Genomic DNA, 24,411 nt, shown 5'->3' on the forward strand with positions numbered 1-24,411 from the left:
ACAACACACCCACGTCGTGCCCCCGTTGCCTCGTTCGTGCTGGTCCGGCCGCCGATTCTGCGCCACGACCGGGGCCTTGCCGCAAGCCCCCGGGTGCGGTATACGTTAGAAGTGGCAGGGAGAGGGATCTCGTTGCCGCTTGTTGTTCTTCGAGGGCGGCCGGGCCCGTTCAGTCGTCGGGCAGTCGGCGCGGCTCGATTCTCAGCCCTCTGCCGAGCTGCCAGGAGGCGGTCGGCCAGGCCGCGATAAAGCCAGCTATCAGCCCGAGCTGACCGGCGAACCAAAACGTGGGGCTGTCGGGTCGCAGGTGTGGCTCCGTAAAGATCACCCGATGTGCGAGCGCCAGCCACACGAACAGCGCCACCTCGAACGTGGTGATCGTCCGCAGCTCGATCCTGCCGACGTTCGACAGTGCGTGCCGGATCTTTCCGAGGCTGCGACCCGGCCCGGCGAAGTACCGGAAGAGCACGGCGATCGTCACCGCCATCAGGTAGTCGCCGGCGTAGCCGACCCACAGCGGGTCCTCGGCCGGGTCGAATCTCACTGCGTACAGGGCGACCTCGGCGACGATGAACCCGAGAGTGCAGTGCGCGCCGCAGCGGGACACGTGAGTGACGACGATGCCCCGGCGGGGCCGTCGTGGTTGACCCTCGTGCCGCCGTCGAGAGAACGCCTCGGGCCTGCCCCAGTTCCAGTAGAGGCGGACGCCGGCCGGGCCGATGTAGAGGACGGTCACCAGCCAGACGATCTCCATGACCCGGACCGGCTGCCGGTGCCCGCGGAGATAGGTGTCGGCCAGCACGACCGCGATGCTGACGACGCCGAGTGCGAGCGAAGTCCACGAGAGCGCTACGAGCCAGGTTGGATGCATTCCCGCCCCTTCCGTCAGCCGGGCGAGTCTTTCACGGCGTACTCGTTCAGATCGGCAGATCGGGCGTTCCCGCGTTCCGGCACGGACGGATTCACCCTCCCCGGCCCCGCCCGGACGGTGGAGTGAGCCAGCCGGCCGCTGCACTACGGTGCGAGGGTGACGAGTGCCCCTCGCGAAGCGGAAGCGCGTGTCGGCCCGATCGGCGCGCTGCTGAGCCGATTCGTCTTCCTGGCCATCTGCCTACCCGGACCGGTCCTGCTCGTCGCCGCCGTGACGCTGAACCCACCGCGATCGTCCAGCGACTTCTGGGGTCTGCTGGTCGGTGGCGTCCTGGCGACAGCCATCGGTGTCGGGTTCGGCGTCTTCGGTTGGCGGGTGGTCGCCCGATCCCGTCGCGACACGCGTCGGTTGGCCGCGGCCGGTGTCGCCGCGACGGCAGAGGTTCTCCAGGTGGCGAACCACCTGGACGGCGAGAATCACGGGCTGGAACTCCGTCTGTGGATCAGCGGGCCGGGGTTCACGCCGTTCGAGGCGGACACGATCCGCGCGGACGATCCGGCGCTCGTGCCGGGCGCGGTGCTGGCTGCGGTCGTGGACCCCGCTGACCGTCTCTTCGCGATCATTTGACGTCTCCTGGCACCCGCCGATTCCATCCCGGCCACGGGGACAGCTTCGACCGGACGCGCCTTCGCCAGTTGGCCGAGACCTACCTGCGCAGAACGGCCCCGATCGCTGCCCAGAAATGAAAGCGGACGTATAGCATAATTCCGGATGTGCCTCCCAAAAGGGAAACTTCACGGCTTACCCGTAGCCCTGGCCGATTGCTGGCCTTCAGCGACGGTGTCTTCGCGATCGCCGTGACGCTCCTCGTGCTGGAGATCCAACCGCCCCACGACTTCGGGCGCCTCGTCCAGGGGCTCGGTGCGCTGTGGCCGTCGTACCTGGCGTACACGTTGAGCTTCCTGCTCATCGGGCAGGTGTGGGTGAATCACCACGTCATGTTCGATCGCGTCCGGCACGTCGACCGAGGGGTCCTGTTCCTCAACACGTTGCTCCTGATGGTCATCGCGTTCCTGCCGTTCTCCACGTCACTGCTTGCCGAGGCGTTGCGCGCGGAGCAGGGGCTACGCGCGTCGGTCGTCGTCTACGGCGGCACACTGTGGACGGCTGCGGCTCTCTTCAACATCGTGTGGGCGCACCTGCGGCGGGCCAACCTGCTGGACCCCGGCCTCGGTCCGTTCGGGGCGCGGGCCATCGGTCGCCGCTTCGCGCTCGCGCTGGTCTGGATCGGCTCCGGCATCCTCGTCGGCGCGTTCGTGCCGATCGCCGGCGTCGCCATCATCGCCGGGTTCCTGCCCGCCTACTACCTGCCCATCCGCGGCGAGTACGGCGAGGACGACACCGCCGGACAAACGGCCGTGTAACTAGAGTCGGTGCCATGCGGATCAGGATCGACGGCAGCGATCTCCCAGGTCAGCGTCCCGGTGCGGAGGCCGACGCGCTGCGGTTGGGCAACGTGCACGTCGGCGTTCAGCGCAAGGCCGAGGTCGTCGACCAGGTGCCGGCCGACGCGGCCAGCGCCACCTGGTCCTTCGAGGTGTCCAGCCGCGAGATCGACGGTGCGCTCGACGTCGGTGGCCCCTGGGTGCACGGCCGCCCCGGGGCTCGGTTTATCTATCTGAGCTGGGGCGCGGTGACCCAGGACGGCTTCGCGATGTTCCGACGGGCGAAGTTGATGTTCACCGACGTGCCGACCGAGCTGCTGCGCGCCGCCCACGAGGGCAACGGGACGCTGGTCGGCCGGGTCGGGTTGACCGATGCCACCGGTGGGCCGATCTGCGCTCGGGTGCGCCCGCCCGCCGTCGCCTGGGCGGTGGAGTGAGTGTCGTCGAAGACTAGCTGCCGAAGTCGACGCCGCCGAGGGAGACGGAGCGGTACGCGGCGAGGTGTTCGGCCTGCGCGGTGATGGCTTCACGGGTGGCGTCCGACAACCGGCGCCACGGCCTCACGGCGACGGTGAACGTCCTGCCGGACTTGCGGGGCCGCCAGGTGCCGACCAACTCGCCGTCGACCAGGACGGCGCCGGGGCGACCCAACACCGGCCACAGCTCCTTGGCGCGGGCGGCGTCCGGCACCAGCGTTGCCCGGTCCTTGGCCTGGAGGAACAGGTCGAACGGGCCGAGCAGTCGGGTGACGGTGCTGTCGGCCGACTCCAGCGCCGCCTCGTCGGCGGCCAGCAACGAGCGCACCTCGCGGTCGACAGTCACCTCGACCACATCGTCGGGCCAGTGCGCCTTCACGTCCTTCACCGGGGCGTCGAGGTAGTCGGCGACCTGTTTCGGGGTGGCCGGACCGAGCAGGCGAAGATAGGCGCGGATGAGGCCGAAGCGGTCACCCGCAGCGGCTGCCTTCCTGAACCCGGTGATGCGCCGCAGGACCGGGGGTGAGGTGTCGAGCTGCAACTCCAGTCCGGCCCGCAGGGCGGCGAGCCGGAACGGCATCTCGTAGAGGTGCGTGGCGTCGCACGGGCGGCAGAACCGCAGGTAGGGCTCGGGCAGCATGGTGGCCAGGCGGCCGGAGACGTCCCCCTTGACCGTCGGCGTGCTGACGATGGCCCGCATCCGCTCGGCGATCTCGTCCAGGGCCGCGAGGGTGTCGATGCCGGCGGCCTTCAACGGTTTCGCGGCGTCGTAGATGCGCTTGCCCGCGTCGGCCGAGGAGTGGGGTTCGACGGCCGCCGCCACCTTCGCAACGTCGGCCCGGCGGTAGAGGTGGGGAGCACCCCGCACCGTCCACAGCAGGACCAGATCCGCGTCGGACAACGCGGTCACGTCGACCCCGCGTATCGCCAGCGCCCACCGCCCGCCGTCCGGACCGGTGTTCTGCACCCCGAGGTCCAGGACGGCGGTGTCGGCGAGCGTGCCCTCGGCCCGGTCGAGCTGTTGGGCCCGGACCCGGAAGTTCATCACCTGGTGCCGATCGACCATGTCAGCACCCTAGTTGGGGCGGCGCGTCCAGGCGCGCAGCGCCCATTCGACGGGGCCGTACCGGAACCGTCGCAGCCACCACGAGCTGACCACCAGCTGCACCGCGAAGATCACCAGTGCGATCAGCAGTGTCTGTCCCGGCGAGGTGCGGCCGACCAGGCCCCACCCGAGGCCGGTGAAGACGAGCACGCACACGAGCGACTGGGCCAGGTAGTTGGTCAGGGCCATCCGCCCAGCGGGGGCGAACGCGTCGGCGAGGCGCGGCCGCCGCGTGAACAGGCGCAGCAGGGTCGCGGCGTAGGCGGCGGCCAGGAACGGCGCGGTGACGATGCTGACCATCAGTCCGGTCAGGTTCGCCGTGGAACCACCGACCGCGAACACGACGGCGCCGGCCAGACCGATCGGGTAGCCCACCCGTTCGCACCGGCGTAGCAGGTCCTGGTGGGCGGGCACGGTGGCGAGCAGCCGGTGCTTGCCGGCGGCGAGGCCGACGAGGAACGCCGCGAACGCCAGGGGACCCTGCACGGCGAGACCGCCGATCATCGCCGGCATCGACCGCAGGTGCTCCAGGACGACATCGCCGAGGCCGCCGCCCAGCGCCAGCGTCGAACGCGCACCGGCGCCGAGTGCGGCGGCCTCGTCCGGAACCACTGTGGCGCCGAGGACCGCGGCGATCCCGACCACCATGGCGATGCCGCCGATGATGGACGCCGCCGCGATCAGCGCGGTGCGGGGCTCGATCCGCCGGACCGCGAACAGCACGAGACCGAGCAGCGCGTACGTGGTGAGGATGTCGCCGTGGAACAGCAGCACCGCGTGCAGCACGCCGAGAACGAACAACCCGGAGAGCCGGCGCAGGAACGCCGGGCGGAATTCCACTCCGCGCCGAGCCGCGGATTCGAGTTGCAGGGTGAAGCTGTAGCCGAACAGAAAGGCGAACAGCAGGTACGCCTTCATCGCGAAGAACAGCTCCACCGCGCCGGCGATCAGCAGGTCGACGGCGCCGCGCGTCGGATCGTCGACCAGGTGGAAGTCGTAGCCGGAGCTGAAGAACGCGATGTTCACCAGCAGGATGAGCAGCAGCGCGCTTCCGCGCAGTGCGTCCACGACGGTGATGCGGGCGAGGGTGTCCCCGGGCGAGGGCTGTGGGTGGCCGTCGCCCGGTCGGTCGAGCCGGGTCACATTCATGGTGTCCAGCCTCCGGAGCGTGACCCGCTGCCGTGAAGTGTTTCCGTCACACGGACCGTCGTGACGAAAAGACACCATCCCCGCGGTGGCAGACCAGATTGCGAACCGGCTCGTCGCCTGCCTTGGGCAGAGTGGTGTCGCACCGTCCGCACGGCGACGGCTGACCGAGGCGTTGGCGGACATTCCGGGAAGCGCCGCCGTACGCGCCTTAGGGACCTGTCGCACGATCAGGACCGCGCCGTCGCACTGACGGCGACCTCCATCCTCGCGCTTCGCGACGTAGCTTCACCGTGACCGAACACTGTGGAGCCGCCGAGGGTGGGCGGGACGCCGAGCGAATTGATCATCGTTCGGACTTCGACTATCGTCCGCGTCCGTGAAATCTTCCCGTCTTGCTTCCGCCATGTTGATCCTTGCCGTTTCGACGGCCCTCGCCGCCTGTGGCGACGCCGATAAGGCGACGACCGCCGGATCCACCACGCCCCCTCCCACCTCCGCAGCCCCGTCCGCTGTTGCCACCTCCGCTGCCGCCGCTCCGGCCTCGTCACCCGCCGCGGGCGCGGCGACCGACAAGCAGCTCTGCGAGGCGGTGAAGAAGGCCAGCGACGAGATGAGGACCGAGATGGTGAAGGTCGCCACGACTGGCGACGCGTCGGCGGCGGACTTCAAGAAGATCCTGACCGGGCTGGAGCAGAAGGTGACCACTGTCGCCTCGACCGGCGACGGCAAGTTGGCCGACGCCCTGCGGACGTTCGCCGCCGAGGCGGCCAAGGCTGCGGCCGCGGCGGACCCGGCGACCGCCGCCGACAACCCGGCCTTCGAGAAGGCCGGCAAGGACGTCAGCGCCGCGTGCAAGGCCAACGGGGTCAGCATGGTTCTCTGACCGTCGCAGGTCGGATGTGATGACGGACGGCCCCCACGCTCAGGCGTGGGGGCCGTCCGTCAATACGGAGGCGGCGGTCAGCCGCCGGCGAAGGTCGTGTCGACGCCGCACTTGGCGTTCTGGTTGAGGCAGGACTTCACCAGGTCGCCGAGACGCTCCGGCTCCCAGGCGTTCATGAAGTCGCCGTGCATTGACGACGGCTTGCCGGAGGAGAGGCTGAGGCCGTCACCGCCCAGCGACTCGTAGTTGACCATGAAGGAGAGATCCGGCACGGCCACCGGGTACTTGCCGGTGCAGACGCCGTTCACCGGGTCGCCCATGTGCGACTTGTGATCGGGTGAGTCGATGTTCTTGCCGTCCCAGCAGTCCTTGAACACGAGCTGGAAGATCAGGTTGCCGCCGGGGGCGCACCTCGGCCAGTTGCCGTCGGCGCTGCGGCCGATCTCGGCGCTGCCCGCGCACCAGAACTGGTTGCTGCCGGCGTTCTTCGGAGTGTCGACCTGCCGCTTGGCGTCGCCTTCGACCACCACCAGGCCCGGCGGGAAGGGCTTGACTGTCGACGGGTCCTTGACCCGCGAGCCGTAGTAGACGCGCATGCTCTTGATTGGCACGGCCTTGCCGTCCTTGCGCAGCTCCGGGGTCCAGTAGGCGCTCTTGTCCCCGGGGGCGTTGCAGGTGTTCACCGCGGCGAACAGCTTGTCCGTCGTGGTGAAGGCGTCGATCTTCGGGCCGAAGAAGGTGTGCATGTGCGAGGCGCCCGAGAGGTTCGGCAGGACGATCGGGTCGTCCGGGGCGGAATTCGCGACGCCGCAGTCGGTGTGGAACTCCGGCACCCGGGTGGTGCCCGGCGGCACCGCCTTCGGCCTGATGGCGTTGAAGGCGGCCAGTTCCCTGCTCCACTTGGCCTGGTCGACGGGCACCCAGCCGCCGGCCGGTGCGCTCGGCGGGACGGACGTCGACGGGGACGCGGACGCGGTGGAACTCGGCGTGGCCGAGGGGGTGGCCGACGTGCTCGGCGTGGCCGACGTGCCCGTCGCGGGGCCGAACGTGAACCAGTTCAGGTTCACGAAATCCGACGTCGAGGTGCTCTTCATGACCGCGAAGACGGTCTGCGCGCCGGCCGGCACAGCGGGCGCCTTCGCGGTGACGGTCGTCCATTTCTGCCAACCGCCGGTCTGGGTGATCGGGAAGCTGGCCAGCAGTGGGCCGTTCTGCGCGCCGAGGCGCAACTCGACGGTGCCGCCGGCGGCGTTGTGCGAGGCGACCCGGGCCGTCAGGTCGACGCCCGTTACCGACACACCGTCGAAGCGCAGCCAGTCGCCGCTGGCCAGCCAGCCAACGTTACGGCCGCCGTCGGCGTCGCCGGTGCCCTCGGTCTGTGCCCCGGACTGTGCCGCGAAGCCCTCTGCCTGCACCCGGCCGGGCACGGCGACCTCTTCGGCCTGGGCGCCGGCGATGTAGATGCCGCTACCGGCCAATGCGGCGACGACCGCAGAGGCGAGCGTGATGCGAGTGAGGCGACGACGCTTTCGTGCCCGATCCGGCGGTGCGACGTGCGCGGGGGGAGTCCGCATTACCAGTGGTTTCCTTCGAGTCGACGATAAAGCTCTGTCGGAAGGAGTATGTGCACGTCAGGGGCCTGCATCAACTCGCGGGGAAAGAATTAAGGAGGCCGGTCGACAAGTGCCCTGGCAGCCAGCGCGGCGGGCCCCGATGACAATTTTTCGCTCGTACAGCCTTAAGTTTCTTTTAAGTCCCATCGCCCCGTTCTGGTTCGATGATTACGGATTTCGCGTAACGAATTGTGGCTGAATTCTCGACCTCAGTCACTGACCGGTTCGACGCGGATGGCCGGCGACAGCGCGCGCAGGAAGTCGGCCGCGTCGAACATCTCGCCGGCGGAGGCGACGCCGCTGGTCCTCGTCCGACCATCGAGGACGCGCCCGACCGCCTCCACGGCCAGGGGCGCGCTGACGGCGTAGATGTCCCGGCCACTGGCCACGACACGGCGGCGCACGTCGCCGCGACGCACTATGACGTCGACAGTGAACGTCTGCGCTGACCGGCCCAGCCCGTCGACCGCGACCGGCGCCGCCGCGGCGCCCAGGTCGGTGGCGGCGTCGACGGTCATGTAGGTGCGAACCTCGGGAATGGCCAGATGGCGGGGGATGGTGACGACGTCGGCCATGGTGAACTCCCCGAGGACGGTCCGCCGGCCCAACGGCGCGGGGAAGTCCCAGTCCACCCTCGGCAGCTCCCCGCCGGACTGGTACTCCAACCGGCCGCCGGTGTAGCGGACCCGGCGGCCGGCGCGGCGCTCGCGGGAGACGACGCCTGCGGCGACCGTCCCGGCCGTCGGGTGCCAGCTGCTCAGTCCGTACGCGACGTGCGCCTCGTCGGCCGACGTCCAGTCGCCCATCGCCGTCGTCGCGAGCAGGTCACCGAGCCCGCCGAAGAAGGCCATCGCCGGGACCACCGCGACACCGGCCGCCCGGGCGCGTTCGGCGAAGTGCGTGAACGTGTCGAGGTTGGCCTCGATCTCGGCCGCCACGTCCACGTACGGGATCCCGGCGCGCAGCGCGGCACCGATCACACCGGCGGCGGTCGACGCGAACGGGCCGGCGCAGTTGATGACCGCGTCCACGCCGGTCAGCGCCGCGTCGAGCGAGGCCGGATCGTCGACCGACGCCACCCGGTAGCCGGCCCCGAACGCCGCCAGCCGGCGCGGGTCGCGGCCCACCGGCAGAGCACCGAACCCGCGCTCGCGCAGCTCCGCCATCACGAACCGTCCGGTGTGCCCGTACGCCCCGAACACCGCCACGCTGTGGCCCATCGTTGCCCCCTCGAAGATCGACTGGGCCCAGTCTTTCGCAGCTGCCGACGACCGACCAGTGTCGGGAACGCCAATCCCCGTACAGTTTCGGACATGGCCCTTGTCGCGATCGCCGCCACCGACGGGATGCTGCACTTCGAGCTGGCTCTTGCCTGCGAGGTCTTCGCCCACGACCCCTCCGGCCTGGCCGACCCCTGGTACGACGTGGCGATCTGCGGCCCCGCCCCGGTCCGGATCGGCCGCTTCCTGCTGGCGCCCGACGACGGGTTGGACCGGCTCGCCCGCGCCGACACCGTGATCATCCCGTCGGTCGAGGACGTCGACGCTGACGTCCCCCCCGACCTGCTCGACGCGGTCCGCGCGGCCCACCGGGCGGGCGCCCGGATGGTCTCGCTGTGCACCGGCGCGTTCGTGCTGGCCGCCGCCGGGGTGCTCGACGGGCTGCGGGCCACCACGCACTGGGCGCACGCCGAGGCGCTGGCCGCCCGCTATCCGCGGGTACGGGTCGACCCGGACGTGCTCTACGTCGACAACGGCACCGTGCTCGCCTCCGCCGGGAAGGCCGCCGCGATCGACCTGTGCCTGCACCTGATCCGCCGCGACCACGGCTCGACCGTCGCGAACGCCGTCGCCCGCCGCCTGGTCGTGCCACCGCACCGCGCCGGTGGTCAGGCCCAGTACGTCACCACCCCGGTGCCCGCCCGTGACGACCACCCGCTGGTCACCCTGTTTCCCTGGGCCCTGGCCCGCCTGGACCGGCCGCTGACCGTCGAGGACCTGGCCCGGCAGGCGAACATGAGCTCACGCAACCTGGCCCGCCACTTCCGTTCGGCCACCGGCACCACACCACTGCTGTGGCTGTCGACGCAGCGGATCCGCCGCGCCCAGGAGTTGCTGGAGCAGACCGACCACAGCATCGACGCCATCGCCGAGGCGGCCGGCATGGGCACCGCCGCGACGCTGCGTCGGCACTTCCACCGCACCGTCGGCGTGCCCCCGGACGCGTACCGGCGTACCTTCCGCAGCGCCTGAGCGCACGGCCTCCCCGGCCGCCCCGAGGAATGGGCGGCCGGGGAGCCCATGGTCGGGCCGGCGCAGGCTGACTCGCTCAGACGGCGGTGCGGCCACCGTCGGCGTCCAGAATCACGCCGGTGACGAACCGTGCCTCGTCGCTGACGAGGAACGCGATGACGGCGGCGATGTCCTCCGGATCGGCGACGAAACCCAGCGGGGCCTGGGCCGCGAGCTGTTCCAGGCCCTCGCCCAGGGCCGCGGATCCGGGAGTGCGGGTCGGGCCGGGGCGCACGGAGTTCACGCGCACTCCCGCCGGGCCGAACTCGGCTGCCCAGCTCTTGGTCAGCAGGTCCAGGGCGGCTTTGCTGGCGCCGTAGACCGACAGGCCCGGGAGGGCGACTTCGGCGGCGAGGGTGGAGACGTTGACGATCGCCCCACCGCCTCGTGCCGCCATGGCGGGTGCAAGGTTCGCGACCAGATAGAACGGCGCCTTCAGGTTGGTGCCCAGTACCGCGTCGAAGGTCGACTCCTCGGTGCCCGCGGTCGGTCCACCGGCCCCGATCGCCGCGTTGTTGACCAGGATGTCGAGGCTTCCGCCCGCCGACTCGGCGGCCTGGGTGGCCTTGGCCGCGAGTGCTACAGCGGATTGCGCGTCGCGGAGATCGGCGGCGACGAAGTCGGCCTCTCCGCCCCCGGCGCGGATCTCCTCCACCACTTCCAGTCCTCGTTCGGCGTTGCGCCCGGAGACGATGACACGGACACCAGCGCGAGCGAGCTTGAGTGCGGTGGCGCGGCCGATTCCGCTCGTCGAGCCGGTGATGAGGGCAGTCTTGGTTTCCATGGAAACTCCTTGCTGGGCGGTCTCAGATGGGCTTGATGGGTGCGACGGTGCGGCGCGGTCCAGGTTTGAACGTGGACGCGTCACAGGTTCTTCAGGAAGGTGATGCGGTCGGCCATGGCGCTGCGTGCCACCCCGGACTCGGGAGCGAACTGGTCGAAGCCGTGGACTGCGCCGGGGCGTACCGAGAGATGCACGGCCACGTTGTCGTGTACGAGCCGCTCGGCGTAGGCGACCGTCTCCGCGCAGAAGAGGTCCAGTTGGCCGACCTCGAGGTAGGTCGCTGGCAGATCGTCGAGTGACTCCGCGCGGGTGACCGAAGCGGACGCGGGCACGTCGTCGGTGCCGTACCTCGCGCCGAGGTAGGCGCGCCAGCCGGTGATGTTGTCGGCGACCGACCAGCCGAGGAAGGGCTCGACGGCCGGGTCGGCAGCCGCAGTCCGGTCATCGAGCATCGGGTAGACCAGGATCTGCGCGGCCAACGGCCCGATCCCACGGTCGCGGCACAGTAGGGCTGTCGCCGCTGCGAGGCCACCGCCGGCGGAGTCACCCATGACTGCGACCCGCGCGCCGGGCACACGCTCCGCCGCATGCTCGATCGCCCAGCGGACCGCGGCGACGCAGTCTTCGACGGCGGCGGGAAACGGCGCTTCGGGTGCGAGCCGGTAGTCGACAGCGACAACCGCAACCCCGGCCTCTGACGCGTAGTGGCGGCAGATGTGGTCGTACCCGTCCAGGCTTCCGGCGATGAAACCGCCACCGTGGAGGTAGACGACAAGGGCGTGCGGTGGGTTCGTCGGCTTGTACAGGCGCAGTGCAAGGGTGTGCCCGTCCGCGGACGGCACTGTGAAGTCGACGACGTCGACACTGTTGTCGGGTGTGACGGCGGCCGCCAACCCGCCATAGACGGCATCGATGGTGGCCCGTCGAGTCCTCCAGTCACCGACGACGGGTGGTGTCGGTGGGGCGGCGGCGGCGATCGCGCCGACTGCTTCGAGAAGTTCGTTGTCGATGCTGAGCACTCGGATCCTCTACCTTCCAACGTCTGATACGTACAACGTACGTAAGCGTGACTCGCGTACGTTGTACGTGTCAAGTGATGTCGAGCACGCCGCTGTCGCGGCCTGGTCGGAGCGGCGCGGCGGGTTCGACGGTGTGGGGCCGCGTTCGCTTCAGAGTCGGTTCGCCAGGATGGCGACGCCGCTGCCCGACAGGTTCGGGATGGCGTGGTGTCGACCGGCGAGAACGGAGATGATGCTCTCGGCGGTGCCGACGACTTCGGGGGCGCCGGCAGAGGGGCGCGACCAGTTCGTGTCGGTGGTGCGGAACGCGATGCCGTTGGCCCGCGCGACCGCGGGGATGAACGGGTTGGGCACGCGTGTCTCGACGGTGAGGACCGCGTCGGCCACCGGCGGCGCCAGGACGCCGGACCGGCCGAGCGTGAATGCGATGTCGAGGTGGTGTACGACGTGGTCGCCGAGCAGTAGCGGTGCCGGCAGTAGACGTCCGATACCTCGTGGACGCGCCCGGAAGCGGTCGAACACGTCGATCAATTCCGGGGCGGTGCTTTGGCTGGCGTACTCGCGACTCAGGAGGTCGTTCGAGGCATCGAACGACCAGCGCCGCCGCCCCATTGCCAGCAGCAGCCGTGATGGCGGCAGGTGCAGACCGAGCGCGAGGTGGGCGAGCACAACCTTGTTGGTCCAGCCCGCACAGAGGCTGGGCCGCTCCCACTCTTCATCGGTCAGAGTGCGGGCGAAGGCGACGAAGGCGTCATCCTGCTGCTGAGCCAGGTCACGCCATCCCGTTCCCGTTTTCCGGCTGGCCCGGAATGGCGGGCGCTCCGAGTTTCTAGTGATCATGAATCTCCTCCGGCATGCGTACGTTGTACGTATAGTACCGTCTGATACGTACGCCGTACCCATCTCCGGGAGAGCAGCCAGCATGAGAGCCCGTTTCACCCTCACGGACATCCAGCAACACGCGCTGGTGATCGTCGACCGGGATGGCTTGGCCGGGCTCACCATGCGCTCCCTCGCGGCGTCGCTGAAAACCGGCGCCATGACTCTCTACAACTACGTCGACAGCCGCGAAGCCCTCGAGGAACTCGTGGTCGACGCCGTCGCCGCCCGAGTCCAGATACCGAAGCCGACCGACGATTGGCTGGCCGACACGCGTGCCGTGGCTACCGCCATGTGGCGGACCTTCCGCGCGCACCCGGCGGTCATCCCGCTCATACTCACCCGCCGCACGTCTTCCCGAGCCAGCCTCGCTCCAGCCGAGGCGCTCGCGGCAGCACTTGCGCGCGGAGGCTTGGACGGCGTCGACCTGTTCGTCGCGTTCCGCGCCGTCTCGGCGTTTGTCACGGGTATTGCGCAGAACGAGCTGGCCGGTGCGCTCACGCGCGAGAAGGATCCCGCCTCCGCCGCCCGTCGCGTCGAAGCGCTTGCGCACGGTGCTCTGCCGACCCTCGCCGAACTGGCCCCGGTCGGGGCCGTGTACACCGGCCAGGAATTCGAGCGCGGACTCACGCTCATCCTCAACGGCATCACGCACACTCCCCGCCCGTTCAGCCCTCACGATCAAGCAGGCCACGGTGGCTAACGCTGGTCGGGGCGTTGGCGGGCGAACGCGTCGCGCTTGCCCCAACGGCCGGGGATGTCCAGGAGCGCGATCCGCCCGAAGGTGCTGGGCAGCGCGGGGTCCACGGCCAGGTGGTCCTCGTGCGGGTTGATACCGAGCATGGTGCGGATCAGCAGCATGCAGGCTCCGCTGGACCACGCCTGCGGACTGCCGGCGGTCGGGTACCGGATCGGGAACCGGGTGGTGTCGCGGTCGAACCCGCCGAACGCCTCGGGTAGCCGGCCCTCGAAGTAGGTGGCGGCGGAGAGGATGCCCTCGGCGATGCGGGCCGCCTCGTTGCCGAAGCCGTAACGGCGCAGCCCCCAGGCGATGAACGAGTTGTCGAACGGCCAGACCGTGCCGTTGTGGTAGCCGAGCGGGTTGTAGCGGCGCTGCCCCTCGGCGAACGTCCGCACCCCCCAACCCGAGAAGAGCGCCGGCCCCATCAGGTGCTCGACCACCCGCGCAGCCCGCTCCGGTGGCACGATGCCGCTCCACAACAGGTGCCCGATGTTGGACGACAGGCTGTCCACGGGAGTGCCGTCGTGGTCGAGGGCGAGGGCGTAGAAGCCGCGGTCCTCAAGCCAGAAGTCCCGGTTGAACCGGTCGTACAGGGCCGCCGCCTCGCTCTCCAGCCGCTCGGCGTAGGCAGTGTCGCCCCAGAAGGTGCGGGCCAGTCGTGCCCCCCGGATCTTCGCGTCGTAGGCGTACCCCTGGGTTTCGCAGGTGGCCCTCGGGAAGCCCGGCAGCCGGCCGTCGGCGTAGGAGATGCTGTCCCAGGAGTCCTTCCAGCACTGGTTGTCCAGGCCGGTGGCGCGGTTGCGTCGCTGGTACCAAACGTAGCCGGTGGAGGTCAGGTCCGCGTACAGGTCGATCCAGGCCAGGGCCGCTCGGGCCTCCTGCTCCAACTCCATCACCAGCGCGGTGTCGCCGCTCCACCGCTCGTACTCGTCGAGCAGCACCACGAACAGCGGTGAGGCGTCCACAGTGCCGTAGTACGGGGAGTGTGGCTGCTCCTCGAACGCGGCCGACTCCCCGTAGCGCAGCTCGTGCAGGATCCGGCCCGGGTCCTCCTCCAACACGTCGTCGGTCCGGGTGCCCTGCAACGACCCGAGGATCCGCAGTGTCGGTGGGGTCAGCGACGGGGTGATCGGCAGGGTTTGCAGGCAGGTCAACAGGCTGTCGCGACCGAACAGGGTCATGAACCAGGGCAACCCGGCCGCGGGCACACTCGCCCCGCCGAGCGAGAGCGGGGCGAAGCGCAGCGCCGCCAGGTCCACCAGGCTGCGGCGGTAGACCTGCTGGAGGCCGACGCTCTCGGTGTCCAGGGTCGGGGCCGCCGCGACCCAGGCCTGCACGCTGGCAGGCAGGGTGGAGTCGTCCGGCCGTAGGGCCCGCAGGGCGGAGCGCAGGTCGACGCCGTCCGGACGCAGCGCCAACATGACTGCCTGCAACCGGGTGGACCACTGCTGCCCGGGGCGCAGTCGGACCGCGAACCGGAGTCCGCCCGGGTCGAACTCCGCGGGTTCGCTCGCCGACACGACGACCTCACGTCGGTAGGTGGCGCGCCGGTAACCCAGGCGCAACTCGTTCGGGCCGACGTGCGTGTAGTGCTCGCCGGACTTGTCGCCGATGTCGAACTTGATCTCGAAGATGTCGGCGAAGTCGGCGGCCACCTCCAGACGTACGTCGAGCGTCATGTCCCGCTCGCCGTAATTGAAGATCGTCAGCGACTCGGTGAGGTCCGGGCCGATGCGCCTGCGCCGAATGGCCGACACGTCGGCCTCCACGTAGTCCACCGCCGCGCCGGGCACCGCGAAGAACGTGACCTCGAAGTACTGGCTGTCGTCCACCGACAGCGCGGTCATGCACTCGCCGTTGACGGTGAGCCTCCAACGGGACAGGAAGCGCGTGTCAGCGGCGAAGAGGCCGACCGGGGTGCTCGGGGACGACTGCACGTCGCCGCTGGCGTCGGACACCATGAAGGTGTTCCCGTCGATGCACGCCACAGTGCCCGCGATGTCCCTCATCCGTCACGTCCCACTGTCGGGATCCTCGCGCTGAAGCCGCCCGGCCTCTCGCGGAAACAGCCGCCCGATACGCAACGCCAGGGCGAGATCACCGTCGACCATGATCTCGCCCCGGGTGATCGCCGCCAGCCCGTTCACCTCGCCCCGCGCCATCGCCTCCGCGACCTGCGCGGACACCTGGATCACAGTGGTGGCGGGGGCATCGCTTCGGGTAACCCGCATCCGGCCATGATCGATGTCCAGCCGCCACTGCTCCACGTTGCCGTCGTCGCGGATGTCGAATCGCACGCTGCCACAGACCTTGCTGAACCGTGGATCCTGGCCAGCGACCGTCAACCGCTCGAAGAAGGCGCTGGTCTCCGACATCCCACCTCCTCCGGGCGCTGGTAAGAGCGGATGCCGGCTACCCGCTGCCGCGCACTCCTAACGCCGGGGTGGTGCCCTTGTTCAGGGTGCGAGCGACAAGCGGGTCCCGAGGTTGAAGTCCACCACGACCGGCGCCCGGCGTACCCGCACGGCAGTCGCGGCGTCGAAGCCGGCAGCGTCCCGGTGCCAGACCGGCGGGGTGTACGCGCAGTCGCAACGTAGCTTCACCCGCTGCCCGGGGAGCAGGCGCAGGGCGTAACTGTCACCCACGTCCGCGACGCCGGCCAGGTCCCCGGTGGCCGCGTCGAACGCGATCACCTGGGCGTAGGTGAGCAGCTCGTCGACCCGTACCGCCCCGGTGAGCGGCGTCCCCGCCGGCAGCGCCTGGTTCAGCGTCGCCGTCTGTTGGGCGCGGACCCGCACCGGCCGCGCCTGCTGCCGACCGCCCACCCCACCGGACCACACCGTGGCCAGCCCGGCGGCGGCGAACTGCACGGGCCAGTGGTACGGGCCGAGGCCGGTGATCGTGTAACGGCCCTCCTCGTCCGTGGTCGGGCCGTGGTCGCCGTACTTCGGGTGCGGCACGTAGGGCACCACCATGACCAGCGCACGGGGGACCGGCGCGCCCGTCGCCGCGTCGGTCACCACTCCGACGACGGTGCCCGGCGGGTCGAGCCGGATGACCGGCGCGCTGGTCACCACGCCGGGCCGCACCTGAATCACCTGTGCCCGCTCGCGCTCACCGGTGCCGCCGCGCCGGCCGACCCATTGCAAGCCGTGCTCCGTCGTGTCGTAAGGGCTCACCAGCAGCCGGTACCTCCCCGGGGCGACGTCCCCGGTCACCAGGACGCCCTGCTCATCGGCGCAACCCCCGTAGCGTCCGAGTTGGTCCTCACCGATGCTGACCGCAGACAACGCAGCGGCGTCCACCGGGACGAGCGCCGCGCAGGCCCGGGGGACCGGTGCGCCGGTCGCCGCGTCGCGCACCACGGTGCGGACGCCGCCGGGCGCGGACGACCCGGGGGTACGCGCGGCGGCCGGGGCGGCGGCCTCCCCGACGAGCAGTGCGACGGCGATGGTGGCGGTCAGGTGGCGCAGCAGAGCACGGCTCATCGGGATGTCCTTCCGGCGGCGCGGCGGTTTGGGCAGACCGTAACGGCGTTCAGGTGATCCAAATCGGTCAATGTCGCGATGCCGACCGTCGCCGCACGGCGTTCCCACCCCACACCGACCGCAACGGACGTTCTGCCCCGAACCCGGCGCATGTGGCACTGGTAAGACATAGCGTCACGGGGGCGGGGACCACCGCCGCCCTCGCTGCGGACCGGCGGCGACGCCCACCGGAAGGGACCGGACATGAGTCGTGTCGACACTGTGCTCCTGCCGGAGCTGGACGGGCCGGTGCCGGCGACGCTGCCGAGCGCGCTCGGCCTGCTGAGCCTGGCCCTGGGAGTGGGCGCGCTGGTCGCGCCCGGTCCCCTCGCGCGACTGACCGGGGTGGACGACTCCCCGGCCGCGCGGTCCGTGCTTCCGGCCATCGGCCTACGGGAGTTGGGCAGCGGCGCCGGCCTGCTCAGTGGCCGTCGCCCGGCCGGCTGGGCCTGGAGCCGGGTGGCCGGCGACGCCATGGACCTCACACTGCTCGGGCGGGCCCTCGCCGACCGCGACGGTGAACGCCGCCGCCGGGTCGCGCTGACCACCCTCGCCATCGCCGGCATCACCGCCGTCGACGTGCTCGCCGCCGTACGCGTCGGGCGCGCTCGACGGGCCCGCGCCCGGGTGATCAGGATGCAGATCGCGGTGACGGTGAACCGGTCGCCCGCCGAGGCGTACCGGTTCTGGCGGGACATGGAGAACCTGCCCCGATTCATGGCGCACCTGGAGTCCGTCCGCGCCGACGACCTGCGCCGCTCGCACTGGATCGCCCGTGGCCCGGCCGGGCACCGCGTCGAGTGGGACGCCGAGATCATCGACGACCAGCCGAACAAGTCGATCACCTGGCGGTCGCTGCCGGGGACCCGGGTGCCCAACGCCGGCCGGGTCCGGTTCGTGCCCGCGCCGGGCGACCGGGGCACCGAGGTACGGGTGGAGCTGCGCTACGCGCCGCCGGCCGGCGCGCTCGGACGAGCGGTGGCGAAGCTCTTCGGTGAGGAACCCGAGCAGCAGGTCCGCGACGACCTGCGCCGGTTCAAGCAGGTGCTGGAAACCGGCGAGGTCGTCCGCTCCGAGGGCAGCCCCAACGGCATCTCCGTACGCCAACAGGCCATGCAGCGACCCGCCCAGCCGCTGCCGGCGTCCCGCCGCTGACCGCCCGAGCTCTCCGAAAGGGACCGAGAATGAAGGCCACCGCCTGGATGGGCACCGACAGCGTCAAGGTCATCGACGTACCCGACCCGAAGATCATGAACGCCCGGGACGCGATCGTCCGGATCAGCACCACCGCGATCTGCGGCTCCGACCTGCACCTCTACCACGGCTACATCCCCGCGATGCGCAAGGGCGACATCCTCGGCCACGAGTTCATGGGCGAGGTGGTGGAGGTGGGCCCGCAGGTCCGCAACCTCGCCCCCGGCGACCGGGTGGTGGTGCCCTTCCCGATCGCCTGCGGGCACTGCTCGTCCTGCCAGCGCGGCCTCTACTCGGTCTGCGAGAACTCCAACCCGAACGCCGGCATCGCCGAGAAGATCATGGGGCACTCGCCGGCCGGCATCTTCGGCTACTCGCACCTGCTCGGCGGCTACGCCGGTGGCCAGGCCGAGTACGCCCGGGTGCCGTTCGCCGACGTCGGCCCGGTCAAGGTGCCCGACGAGATCAGCGACGACCAGGCGGTCATGCTGGCCGACGTGTTCCCGACCGGCTACATGGGCGCCGAGATGTGCGACATCAAACCCGGGCAGGTGATCGCCGTCTGGGGCGCCGGGCCGGTCGGGCTGCTCGCCGCGGCCAGCGCCCGGCTGCTCGGCGCGGAGCGGGTGATCGTCATCGACCGGTTCCCGTACCGGCTGCGGCTGGCCGAGGAGCACATCGACGCCGAGACGATCAACTACGAGGAAGTCGACGTGCTGGACACCCTCAACGAGATGACCGCCGGCCGGGGCCCCGACGCGTGCATCGACGCGGTGGGCCTGGAGGGCCACCACGGCAACGCCGCCCTGTACGCGTACGACCGGGCCAAGCAGGCCGCGCGAGTCGAGACGGAACGGCCGTTCGCGCTGCGGCAGGCGATCCTCGCCTGCCGCTCCGGCGGGGTGGTCTCGGTCGTCGGCGCGTACGGCGGTTTCGTCGACAAGTTCCCGATGGGCGCGTTCATGAACCGCTCGCTGGTCATGCGGACCGGTCAGTGCCACGTCCAGCGCTACACCCGGCCGCTACTGGAACGCATCCAGCGCGGCGAGATCGACCCGAGCTTCATCGTCAGCCACCGGATGCCGCTGCGTGACGCCCCGAAGGGCTACAAGATCTTCCAGAAGAAGCAGGACGACTGCACGAAGGTGCTGCTCAAGGCCTGACCGGTGCGCGTGGGCCGGCCGGCCGGGTAGATCGGGGCGCGCTGCCTTTGGAGCTGATGTCGTAGACGATTCACCCGCACCGGCCGGCCCGGCCGGGAGGGCCCAGGGCGTGGCCATCCGTGGGTAGCCTCGCGTCATGCCGAACGACAATCACCAAGGTCAGATTCGGGCAGACGTCCGCGCGGGGACGCCTGCCGACGCCGTGGCGTTGGCAGGCCTTCGATGGCGGCGGCTGACCGAGGAGGGCGGCTACACGGGCAATGATCACGACGACTTCGTGGAGCTGTTCGCCACGTGGGTCACCGAGCATCTGTCGACCCACCGGCCGTTCGTCGCCGAGGTCGACGGCGACGTGGTCGGAATGGCCTGGCTGATGATCGCTGACCGGGTGCCGGCACCCACGCACCGGCACCGTCGGACCGGGGACGTCCAAGCGGTGTACGTGGTGCCGGAGCTGCGCGACAGCGGGATCGGCGCGGCCCTGCTGACCCTGGTGCTGGCCGAGGCGCGCGAGCTCGGCCTGGAACACGTGACCGTCCACTCCAGCGAACGGGCGGTGCCCCTGTATCAGCGGGTGGGTTTCCAGCACGGCCAGACCTGGCTCAGCTGGCAATCCGAGTGACGTGACCGGCGTGTCGTCGATGGAGGGCGCGGACACGGGGTGTCCACGGGGGACGCTGGCCGGACCTGAACGACCCGGAGCAGTTGGCGCGCAACGAGGTGCGGGTCGCCGCCGCGATATACCACGACGACATGTCCTCGACCGGCTGATCCGCCTGGTTCGCGGCGAGATGTGAGCCGTGCCCGCCCGATGACGCGAAGTCCGGGTCGACGGGTGACCCCGTTTGCGGCCAGGGAGCATGGGAACTCGCCCCGTTCGTCCGCCGGCAGGGCCCGATGGCCGGTCGAGGAGACGGAAGGAGCGGGTCATGGAGTACGAGCAGATGATCGCCACGGTACGGCGGCGCGCGGGCCTCGGGGAGAACGAGGCCGTGCGGTCCGTACAGGCCGTTCTGTCGGTGCTCGGCGAACGGCTCGCCGGACAGGAGGCCGACAACCTGGCGGCACAGCTACCGGATCGGCTGGACGCGTCGGTCACCCGTAATCCGCAGGGCCGCCGGTGGGACATCGGTGAGTTCCTGAAGCACGTCGGCGACCGGGAGCAGGTCGCGGACGCGGACCAGGTGCGTCTACACGCCCAGGCGGTGTTGCGGACCGTCGCCGAGGCGCTCAACGACGACGAGCGGCACGATCTGCTCGCCCAGCTTCCCGCCGGCATCATCGATCTCTTCGGTGTTCCCACCCCGCGCGGCTGAGCACCGCCCCCGCCGCAACCGGCGCGGAGCAGGTGAGGCTGGGGCCAGGTCTTGCGGACCGCGCTGGCGAAGCCGGCGACGAAGAGGGTGGCGAAGCTAGCGGGGGCGGACTCCGGGCTCCACGGTCAGGGTCCCCGCCACGGCATCGATTGTGGCCCGCGAACCGAGCGGAACGGTGAGCTGGCCATTGCCGTGGCCCAGTCGGAGCCCACCGAGGACCGGTACGCCGAGGTCGTAGAGGCGATCCTTGAGCACCGCGGCCGCGTCCCACTCGTCGGGTCCACCGACGCTGTTGGTGATCTGGCCGATGACCACCCCGGCGACCCTGGACAGCACGCCCACCCGGCGCAACTCGGTCAGCATCCGGTCGATGCTGTACGGTGCCTCGTCCACGTCCTCGAAGAACAGGATGGCGCCGTCGAACTTCGGGGCGTCGTCGGCGCCCAGCGATGTGGAGATCAGCGTGAGGCAGCCCCCGAGCAGGGAACCCGTCGCCCGTCCGGGCACCAGCACGGGGGCGGCCGTCTCGGCGGGATCCCGGGAGATGGTGACGGGGGCCGTCGTCATCACCGCCCGCCGGAGCGACTCGGCGCACTCCGGGCCGGTGCGGCTGTCGCTCCAGTTGACCATCGGGCCGTAGAACGTGGCCAGCCCGGTGTCGCGCCAGAGTCTGCCGTGGATGCTGGTGATGTCGCTGAACCCGACGACCACCCTGGGGTCGCGCCGAATGCCGGCCACGTCGATCTGATCGACGATCCGCTGGGTGCCGTAGCCGCCACGGGCGGCGAACACACCACGGACTCCGGGGTCGTTGAACGCGGCGTTCAGATCGGCCAGCCGCTGGGCATCCGTTCCGGCCAGATAGCCGTACCTGGCAAAGACGTGCGCGCCCAACTCGACCTCCAGGCCCCAGCTTCGCAGGATCTCGATGCCGCGCGCCATGTTCGCGGGGTTGGGCGTGCCCCCGGGCGAGACGACCCGGACCCGGTCCCCGGGCGCCAGCGCCGGCGCGCGCAGCACCCGCTTCGGGCCGCCCGGCGCGGCCTGCGCCGCCTCGGCTGTGCCGACGAGCAAGGCCCCACCGGCAGCCGCCGCCCCGACACCCAGCACGTGCCGCCGGGAAAGGGCTTGGCTTGCGGATCTCGGGGTCGGGGTGCGGTCCGTTCCGGAAGTTGTCACGGGCGATCCCCTCATCGGCGTCGATGTCCGCGCCGCAACAGCCTACGACAAGGATCGATGCCTTGGGGTCCGCGAACGGTGTGGGCGGCCGGGGGAGTGACGCCCAGTCAGGGGATGGGCCACTCGTGCACCGGCCGGTTGCTGTGCATCAGGTCGACGTAGTGTCGGACCACCTCGCGCAGCGCCTCCGGCCGGTCCAGGTGGTCGGCCGACTCCAACCGGTGCAGCGTCTCCACCTGCCAGGTCGCGCCGTTGCGGCCAGCCAGGCAGCGCTGCTCGATGACGCCGAGCAACCGGTCACGCTCGGCCGGGTCGAGCCCCCACCGGTCCAGGCCGTGATGGGCCATCGGCAGCAACCGGCGCAACACCAACTCGGTGACGGGCAGGTAACCGAGACCGGGCCAGAACACCTGCGCGTCGATGCCGTGCCGGGCGCAGCTGGTGAAGTTCTCCTCGGCGGCGCTGAACGACATCTGCGACCACAGTGGCCGGTCCGATTCGGCGAGGGCGCGCACCAACCCGAAGTAGAAGGCGCCGTTGGCGATGGTGTCCAGCACGGTCGGGCCGGCGGGCAGCACCCGATTTTCCACCCGCAGGTGCGGCCGGCCCCGCGACACGTCGTACACCGGGCGGTTCCACCGGTAGACGGTGCCGTTGTGCAGGCGCAACTCGGCCAGATTGGGCACCTCGCCGGCCGCGAGGGCCTGCGCCGGGTCCTCCGGGTCGCACACCGGCAGCAGCGCCGGGAAGTAGCGCACGTTCTCCTCGAACAGGTCGAACACGCTGGTGATCCAGCGTTCGCCGAACCAGACCCGGGGGCGTACCCCCTGGGCTTTGATCTCCTCCGACCGGGTGTCGGTGGCCTGCTGGAACAGCGGGATGCGGGTCTCGCGCCACAGCTCCCGGCCGAAGAACAGCGGCGAATTCGCGCCGACCGCGACCTGGATGCCCGCCACCGCCTGGGCGGCGTTCCAGTAGTCGGCGAACTGGGCAGGGCTGACCTGAAGATGGAACTGGGTGCTGGTGCAGGCAGCCTCCGGGGTGATCGTGTCGGCGGTGACGGCCAAACGTTCCACCCCGCTGATGGCGATCGGCAGATCCTCGCCGCGGGCCGCGAAGATCTGCTCGTTGAGCAGCTTGTAGCGGGGATTGGCCGACAGCGTCTCGGCGGTCAGGTGCTCGGGGCGCAGCGTCGGCAGGATGCCGATCATGACCATGTGCGCGCCGACCGCCCGGGCCTTCACCTCGGCGGCGTTGAGGCTGGCCCGCACGTACTCCTCGAAGTCGGCGGTGCCGGTGCCGGTCAGCCGGCGCGGTGGCACGTTGATCTCGACGTTGAACTGGCCCAGCTCGGTCTGGAAACTCGGGTCGGCGATGGCCGCCAGCACGTCGGCGTTGCGCATCGCCGGATTCGACGCCTCGTCGACCAGGTTCAGCTCGATCTCCACGCCGGTCATCGGCCGGTCGAGGTCGAAGCGCGACTCGCGCAGCATCTCGGCGAAGACATCCAGGCAGCGGCGGACCTTGTCGCGGTAGCGGGCTCGATCCTCTCGACTGAAGGTTCGTACGCCGACGTCCTCGCCCATGGTCACCACCCCGTCACCGCTGGTCCCCTAACCTCGCACGTGATCGCCGGGCGGGGGAAGACCCGAGGACCCTTTCCTACCCACCTGCCCGCCCTGTTAGCCCAGCCAGGGCGGACCGATAGCATTGCGGGCCGAGAGGTGGTGGCGTGCGGATGCGCGAGAAGGTGACCCGGCTGTTCGTCGCGGCGGCGATCGCCGAGGCCTGCTCCTGGCTGGCCCTGCTGGTCGGCATGCTGGTCAAGTACGGTCCGCCGGACAACGAGCTGGGCGTCAAGATCTTCGGGCCGATACACGGCGGCCTGTTCGTCGCGTACGTCCTGCTGGTGCTTGCCGTGGCCCGGCTGCACCGGTGGAGCCTGCTGGCCACGGCGGTGGCCCTGGCCAGCGCGGTGCCGCCCTTCGCCACCCTGGCCTTCGAGCGCTGGGCCCGTCGCCGGGGCATGCTCGCCGTCGACAGGCAGCCTGCCCGCGAGCCCGCCCCGGTCGGCTGAGCCGCCGACCCGCCCGCGCACTCATCCCGATCGGCTGAACCGCCGACCCGCCGGCCCTGATCAGGTCAGCGCGGAGCAGGCCGCGATGCCGGCCACCAGCAGCGTGCCCAGGAACGCCTGCAACAGCAGTGGCGGCCCGAGATGCGACCAGAGCGTCGCCGTACGCGGGGTCAGCAACTGCCCGGTGGTGAGGTTGACGATCTGCTCGATCCGGGGCGGCAGCTCCGGGTCGCGTTGCGGGCGCACTGTGAGCTGCACCTGGTCCGCCGGGTGCAGGGCGCTCTGCGGCAGGTGACCGTGCAGCTCCACCTCGCAGAGCTGACCGGCGGTGTTGCGGAGCCGCACCGGGGTGACCAGGTACTCCGGACCCTGCTTCAGCTCCTTCCAGCGACGGCGGGTGCCGCCGCCGCCGAACGAGAAGAGCGAGCGCAGCAGCAGGGCGGGCAGCCGGGCGAAGGCCGCCGCGGCGAGCACCGCCACCAGCACCGGCTGACCGATGCGCACCTCACGGGTGTAGCCGTCGAGCAGGCGGACGAGCCGCCCGGTGACGATTCGTTCCGTCGGGTGCACGATCCGTCGGGTATCGAGTCCGCTGTCCATTTCCACCACCGAGAGTTCGCGTGTGTTCACAGATCGTATCGACGTCCTCGGTTGAACGACGTGAATGAAACCTGGTCACGGGCTCACGGCCGCGAGGT

General features: G+C 70.5%; 25 protein-coding genes. 11 read left to right on the plus strand and 14 right to left on the minus strand.

Going from position 1 to position 24,411, the window contains the following annotated elements:
* Window positions 1–169 precede the first annotated feature (169 nt).
* Window positions 170–871 carry a DUF4396 domain-containing protein gene (locus KBX08_RS16045; RefSeq protein ID WP_210784272.1) on the minus strand — a complete coding sequence of 234 codons (702 nt, stop codon included), beginning with the start codon at window positions 869–871 and terminating at the stop codon, window positions 170–172.
* Between the two features lie 156 nt (window positions 872–1,027).
* On the opposite strand from KBX08_RS16045, the gene KBX08_RS16050 reads away from it, so the two are divergent.
* The 3 genes from KBX08_RS16050 (at window position 1,028) to KBX08_RS16060 (ending at window position 2,753) form a co-directional block, all read left to right on the plus strand.
* Complete coding sequence (locus KBX08_RS16050) at window positions 1,028–1,498, plus strand: hypothetical protein (protein WP_210784274.1); 471 nt, start codon at window positions 1,028–1,030, stop codon at window positions 1,496–1,498.
* Window positions 1,499–1,692: 194 nt separating this feature from the next.
* Entirely contained in the window at window positions 1,693–2,295 is a 603-nt protein-coding gene (locus tag KBX08_RS16055) for a TMEM175 family protein (RefSeq protein ID WP_238689692.1), read from the plus strand.
* Between the two features lie 14 nt (window positions 2,296–2,309).
* Complete coding sequence (locus KBX08_RS16060; RefSeq protein WP_210784277.1) at window positions 2,310–2,753, plus strand: DUF5990 family protein; 444 nt, start codon at window positions 2,310–2,312, stop codon at window positions 2,751–2,753.
* A gap of 13 nt (window positions 2,754–2,766) precedes the next feature.
* Here KBX08_RS16060 and KBX08_RS16065 read toward each other — a convergent pair whose 3' ends face one another.
* A complete protein-coding gene (locus tag KBX08_RS16065; RefSeq protein ID WP_210784279.1) occupies window positions 2,767–3,858 on the minus strand; it encodes a winged helix DNA-binding domain-containing protein in 1,092 nt (363 codons plus the stop codon).
* 9 nt (window positions 3,859–3,867) lie between these two features.
* Window positions 3,868–5,046 carry a DUF418 domain-containing protein gene (locus KBX08_RS16070; RefSeq protein WP_210784283.1) on the minus strand — a complete coding sequence of 393 codons (1,179 nt, stop codon included), beginning with the start codon at window positions 5,044–5,046 and terminating at the stop codon, window positions 3,868–3,870.
* 403 nt (window positions 5,047–5,449) lie between these two features.
* Between KBX08_RS16070 and KBX08_RS16075 the strand changes: the two genes are divergently transcribed.
* Complete coding sequence (locus KBX08_RS16075; RefSeq protein ID WP_238689695.1) at window positions 5,450–5,929, plus strand: hypothetical protein; 480 nt, start codon at window positions 5,450–5,452, stop codon at window positions 5,927–5,929.
* A 77-nt stretch (window positions 5,930–6,006) separates the two neighbouring features.
* Here the strand turns inward: KBX08_RS16075 and KBX08_RS16080 are convergent, their stop codons facing one another.
* Window positions 6,007–7,503, minus strand: coding sequence for a DUF1996 domain-containing protein (locus KBX08_RS16080; RefSeq protein ID WP_210784287.1), 1,497 nt, complete (start codon window positions 7,501–7,503; stop codon window positions 6,007–6,009).
* A 248-nt stretch (window positions 7,504–7,751) separates the two neighbouring features.
* Window positions 7,752–8,762: a saccharopine dehydrogenase NADP-binding domain-containing protein gene (locus KBX08_RS16085; protein WP_210784291.1), complete on the minus strand. Its 1,011-nt coding sequence runs from the start codon at window positions 8,760–8,762 to the stop codon at window positions 7,752–7,754.
* A 93-nt stretch (window positions 8,763–8,855) separates the two neighbouring features.
* Here KBX08_RS16085 and KBX08_RS16090 point away from each other — a divergent pair, with 93 nt between their 5' ends.
* Window positions 8,856–9,794, plus strand: coding sequence for a helix-turn-helix domain-containing protein (locus KBX08_RS16090; protein WP_210784293.1), 939 nt, complete (start codon window positions 8,856–8,858; stop codon window positions 9,792–9,794).
* A 76-nt stretch (window positions 9,795–9,870) separates the two neighbouring features.
* On the opposite strand, the gene KBX08_RS16095 is transcribed toward KBX08_RS16090, so the two are convergent.
* From KBX08_RS16095 to KBX08_RS16105, 3 genes are all read right to left on the minus strand, one after another.
* On the minus strand, window positions 9,871–10,617 hold the full coding sequence (locus KBX08_RS16095) for an SDR family NAD(P)-dependent oxidoreductase (protein ID WP_210784295.1): 747 nt from the start codon (window positions 10,615–10,617) through the stop codon (window positions 9,871–9,873).
* Window positions 10,618–10,697: 80 nt separating this feature from the next.
* Window positions 10,698–11,636 carry an alpha/beta hydrolase gene (locus tag KBX08_RS16100; RefSeq protein ID WP_210784297.1) on the minus strand — a complete coding sequence of 313 codons (939 nt, stop codon included), beginning with the start codon at window positions 11,634–11,636 and terminating at the stop codon, window positions 10,698–10,700.
* Between the two features lie 150 nt (window positions 11,637–11,786).
* The gene (locus KBX08_RS16105; protein ID WP_307850564.1) at window positions 11,787–12,677 is read right to left on the minus strand and encodes a maleylpyruvate isomerase family mycothiol-dependent enzyme; all 891 of its coding nucleotides are present in this window, start codon (window positions 12,675–12,677) and stop codon (window positions 11,787–11,789) included.
* Here KBX08_RS16105 and KBX08_RS16110 point away from each other — a divergent pair.
* Window positions 12,559–13,218, plus strand: a complete 660-nt coding sequence (locus KBX08_RS16110) for a TetR/AcrR family transcriptional regulator (RefSeq protein WP_210784301.1) — start codon at window positions 12,559–12,561, stop codon at window positions 13,216–13,218. The genes KBX08_RS16105 and KBX08_RS16110 overlap by 119 nt on opposite strands.
* Here the strand turns inward: KBX08_RS16110 and KBX08_RS16115 are convergent.
* The 3 genes from KBX08_RS16115 to KBX08_RS16125 all read right to left on the minus strand — a co-directional run bounded on the left by KBX08_RS16115 (window position 13,215) and on the right by KBX08_RS16125 (window position 16,745).
* On the minus strand, window positions 13,215–15,266 hold the full coding sequence (locus tag KBX08_RS16115; RefSeq protein WP_247669482.1) for a glycogen debranching N-terminal domain-containing protein: 2,052 nt from the start codon (window positions 15,264–15,266) through the stop codon (window positions 13,215–13,217). The two genes, KBX08_RS16110 and KBX08_RS16115, sit on opposite strands and share 4 nt — an antisense overlap.
* 3 nt (window positions 15,267–15,269) lie before the next feature.
* Window positions 15,270–15,632: an SCP2 sterol-binding domain-containing protein gene (locus KBX08_RS16120; protein WP_210784303.1), complete on the minus strand. Its 363-nt coding sequence runs from the start codon at window positions 15,630–15,632 to the stop codon at window positions 15,270–15,272.
* Between the two features lie 81 nt (window positions 15,633–15,713).
* On the minus strand, window positions 15,714–16,745 hold the full coding sequence (locus tag KBX08_RS16125; RefSeq protein ID WP_210784305.1) for a carboxypeptidase-like regulatory domain-containing protein: 1,032 nt from the start codon (window positions 16,743–16,745) through the stop codon (window positions 15,714–15,716).
* A 243-nt stretch (window positions 16,746–16,988) separates the two neighbouring features.
* Between KBX08_RS16125 and KBX08_RS16130 the strand changes: the two genes are divergently transcribed.
* The 4 genes from KBX08_RS16130 to KBX08_RS16145 all read left to right on the plus strand — a co-directional run bounded on the left by KBX08_RS16130 (window position 16,989) and on the right by KBX08_RS16145 (window position 20,457).
* Complete coding sequence (locus KBX08_RS16130) at window positions 16,989–17,939, plus strand: SRPBCC family protein (protein ID WP_210784308.1); 951 nt, start codon at window positions 16,989–16,991, stop codon at window positions 17,937–17,939.
* A 29-nt stretch (window positions 17,940–17,968) separates the two neighbouring features.
* Window positions 17,969–19,141 carry a zinc-dependent alcohol dehydrogenase gene (locus KBX08_RS16135; protein ID WP_210784310.1) on the plus strand — a complete coding sequence of 391 codons (1,173 nt, stop codon included), beginning with the start codon at window positions 17,969–17,971 and terminating at the stop codon, window positions 19,139–19,141.
* A gap of 136 nt (window positions 19,142–19,277) precedes the next feature.
* A complete protein-coding gene (locus KBX08_RS16140; RefSeq protein ID WP_210784312.1) occupies window positions 19,278–19,763 on the plus strand; it encodes a GNAT family N-acetyltransferase in 486 nt (161 codons plus the stop codon).
* A 307-nt stretch (window positions 19,764–20,070) separates the two neighbouring features.
* Window positions 20,071–20,457 carry a DUF2267 domain-containing protein gene (locus KBX08_RS16145; RefSeq protein ID WP_210784314.1) on the plus strand — a complete coding sequence of 129 codons (387 nt, stop codon included), beginning with the start codon at window positions 20,071–20,073 and terminating at the stop codon, window positions 20,455–20,457.
* 96 nt (window positions 20,458–20,553) lie between these two features.
* Here the strand turns inward: KBX08_RS16145 and KBX08_RS16150 are convergent, their stop codons facing one another.
* Window positions 20,554–21,531 (minus strand): LD-carboxypeptidase, encoded by a 978-nt coding sequence (locus tag KBX08_RS16150; protein WP_238689706.1) that lies wholly within the window; start codon window positions 21,529–21,531, stop codon window positions 20,554–20,556.
* A gap of 212 nt (window positions 21,532–21,743) precedes the next feature.
* Window positions 21,744–23,222 (minus strand): glutamate--cysteine ligase, encoded by a 1,479-nt coding sequence (locus tag KBX08_RS16155; RefSeq protein WP_210784320.1) that lies wholly within the window; start codon window positions 23,220–23,222, stop codon window positions 21,744–21,746.
* Window positions 23,223–23,374: 152 nt separating this feature from the next.
* Here KBX08_RS16155 and KBX08_RS16160 point away from each other — a divergent pair, with 152 nt between their 5' ends.
* Window positions 23,375–23,713 carry a DUF3817 domain-containing protein gene (locus KBX08_RS16160; RefSeq protein ID WP_210784347.1) on the plus strand — a complete coding sequence of 113 codons (339 nt, stop codon included), beginning with the start codon at window positions 23,375–23,377 and terminating at the stop codon, window positions 23,711–23,713.
* 60 nt (window positions 23,714–23,773) lie between these two features.
* Here KBX08_RS16160 and KBX08_RS16165 read toward each other — a convergent pair whose 3' ends face one another.
* Window positions 23,774–24,322 (minus strand): hypothetical protein, encoded by a 549-nt coding sequence (locus KBX08_RS16165; RefSeq protein ID WP_210784348.1) that lies wholly within the window; start codon window positions 24,320–24,322, stop codon window positions 23,774–23,776.
* Window positions 24,323–24,411: the final 89 nt, after the last annotated feature.

It is taken from the genome of Micromonospora sp. H61 (genome assembly GCF_018070325.1).
Lineage (GTDB): Bacteria > Actinomycetota > Actinomycetes > Mycobacteriales > Micromonosporaceae > Micromonospora > Micromonospora salmantinae.

Bases quoted from the DNA above. Each gene is read 5' to 3' on its own strand.
- KBX08_RS16045 (WP_210784272.1), bottom strand. From the start codon at position 871: ATGCATCCAACCTGGCTCGTAGCGCTCTCGTGGACTTCGCTCGCACTC.
- KBX08_RS16060 (WP_210784277.1), top strand. From the start codon at position 2,310: ATGCGGATCAGGATCGACGGCAGCGATCTCCCAGGTCAGCGTCCCGGT.
- KBX08_RS16065 (WP_210784279.1), bottom strand. From the start codon at position 3,858: ATGGTCGATCGGCACCAGGTGATGAACTTCCGGGTCCGGGCCCAACAG.
- KBX08_RS16070 (WP_210784283.1), bottom strand. From the start codon at position 5,046: ATGAATGTGACCCGGCTCGACCGACCGGGCGACGGCCACCCACAGCCC.
- KBX08_RS16075 (WP_238689695.1), top strand. From the start codon at position 5,450: ATGTTGATCCTTGCCGTTTCGACGGCCCTCGCCGCCTGTGGCGACGCC.
- KBX08_RS16080 (WP_210784287.1), bottom strand. From the start codon at position 7,503: ATGCGGACTCCCCCCGCGCACGTCGCACCGCCGGATCGGGCACGAAAG.
- KBX08_RS16085 (WP_210784291.1), bottom strand. From the start codon at position 8,762: ATGGGCCACAGCGTGGCGGTGTTCGGGGCGTACGGGCACACCGGACGG.
- KBX08_RS16090 (WP_210784293.1), top strand. From the start codon at position 8,856: ATGGCCCTTGTCGCGATCGCCGCCACCGACGGGATGCTGCACTTCGAG.
- KBX08_RS16095 (WP_210784295.1), bottom strand. From the start codon at position 10,617: ATGGAAACCAAGACTGCCCTCATCACCGGCTCGACGAGCGGAATCGGC.
- KBX08_RS16110 (WP_210784301.1), top strand. From the start codon at position 12,559: ATGAGAGCCCGTTTCACCCTCACGGACATCCAGCAACACGCGCTGGTG.
- KBX08_RS16105 (WP_307850564.1), bottom strand. From the start codon at position 12,677: ATGGCGCCGGTTTTCAGCGACGCCGCGAGGGAGCGCATGGTGAGCCCG.
- KBX08_RS16115 (WP_247669482.1), bottom strand. From the start codon at position 15,266: ATGAGGGACATCGCGGGCACTGTGGCGTGCATCGACGGGAACACCTTC.
- KBX08_RS16120 (WP_210784303.1), bottom strand. From the start codon at position 15,632: ATGTCGGAGACCAGCGCCTTCTTCGAGCGGTTGACGGTCGCTGGCCAG.
- KBX08_RS16125 (WP_210784305.1), bottom strand. From the start codon at position 16,745: ATGAGCCGTGCTCTGCTGCGCCACCTGACCGCCACCATCGCCGTCGCA.
- KBX08_RS16130 (WP_210784308.1), top strand. From the start codon at position 16,989: ATGAGTCGTGTCGACACTGTGCTCCTGCCGGAGCTGGACGGGCCGGTG.
- KBX08_RS16135 (WP_210784310.1), top strand. From the start codon at position 17,969: ATGAAGGCCACCGCCTGGATGGGCACCGACAGCGTCAAGGTCATCGAC.
- KBX08_RS16140 (WP_210784312.1), top strand. From the start codon at position 19,278: ATGCCGAACGACAATCACCAAGGTCAGATTCGGGCAGACGTCCGCGCG.
- KBX08_RS16145 (WP_210784314.1), top strand. From the start codon at position 20,071: ATGGAGTACGAGCAGATGATCGCCACGGTACGGCGGCGCGCGGGCCTC.
- KBX08_RS16155 (WP_210784320.1), bottom strand. From the start codon at position 23,222: ATGGGCGAGGACGTCGGCGTACGAACCTTCAGTCGAGAGGATCGAGCC.
- KBX08_RS16160 (WP_210784347.1), top strand. From the start codon at position 23,375: ATGCGCGAGAAGGTGACCCGGCTGTTCGTCGCGGCGGCGATCGCCGAG.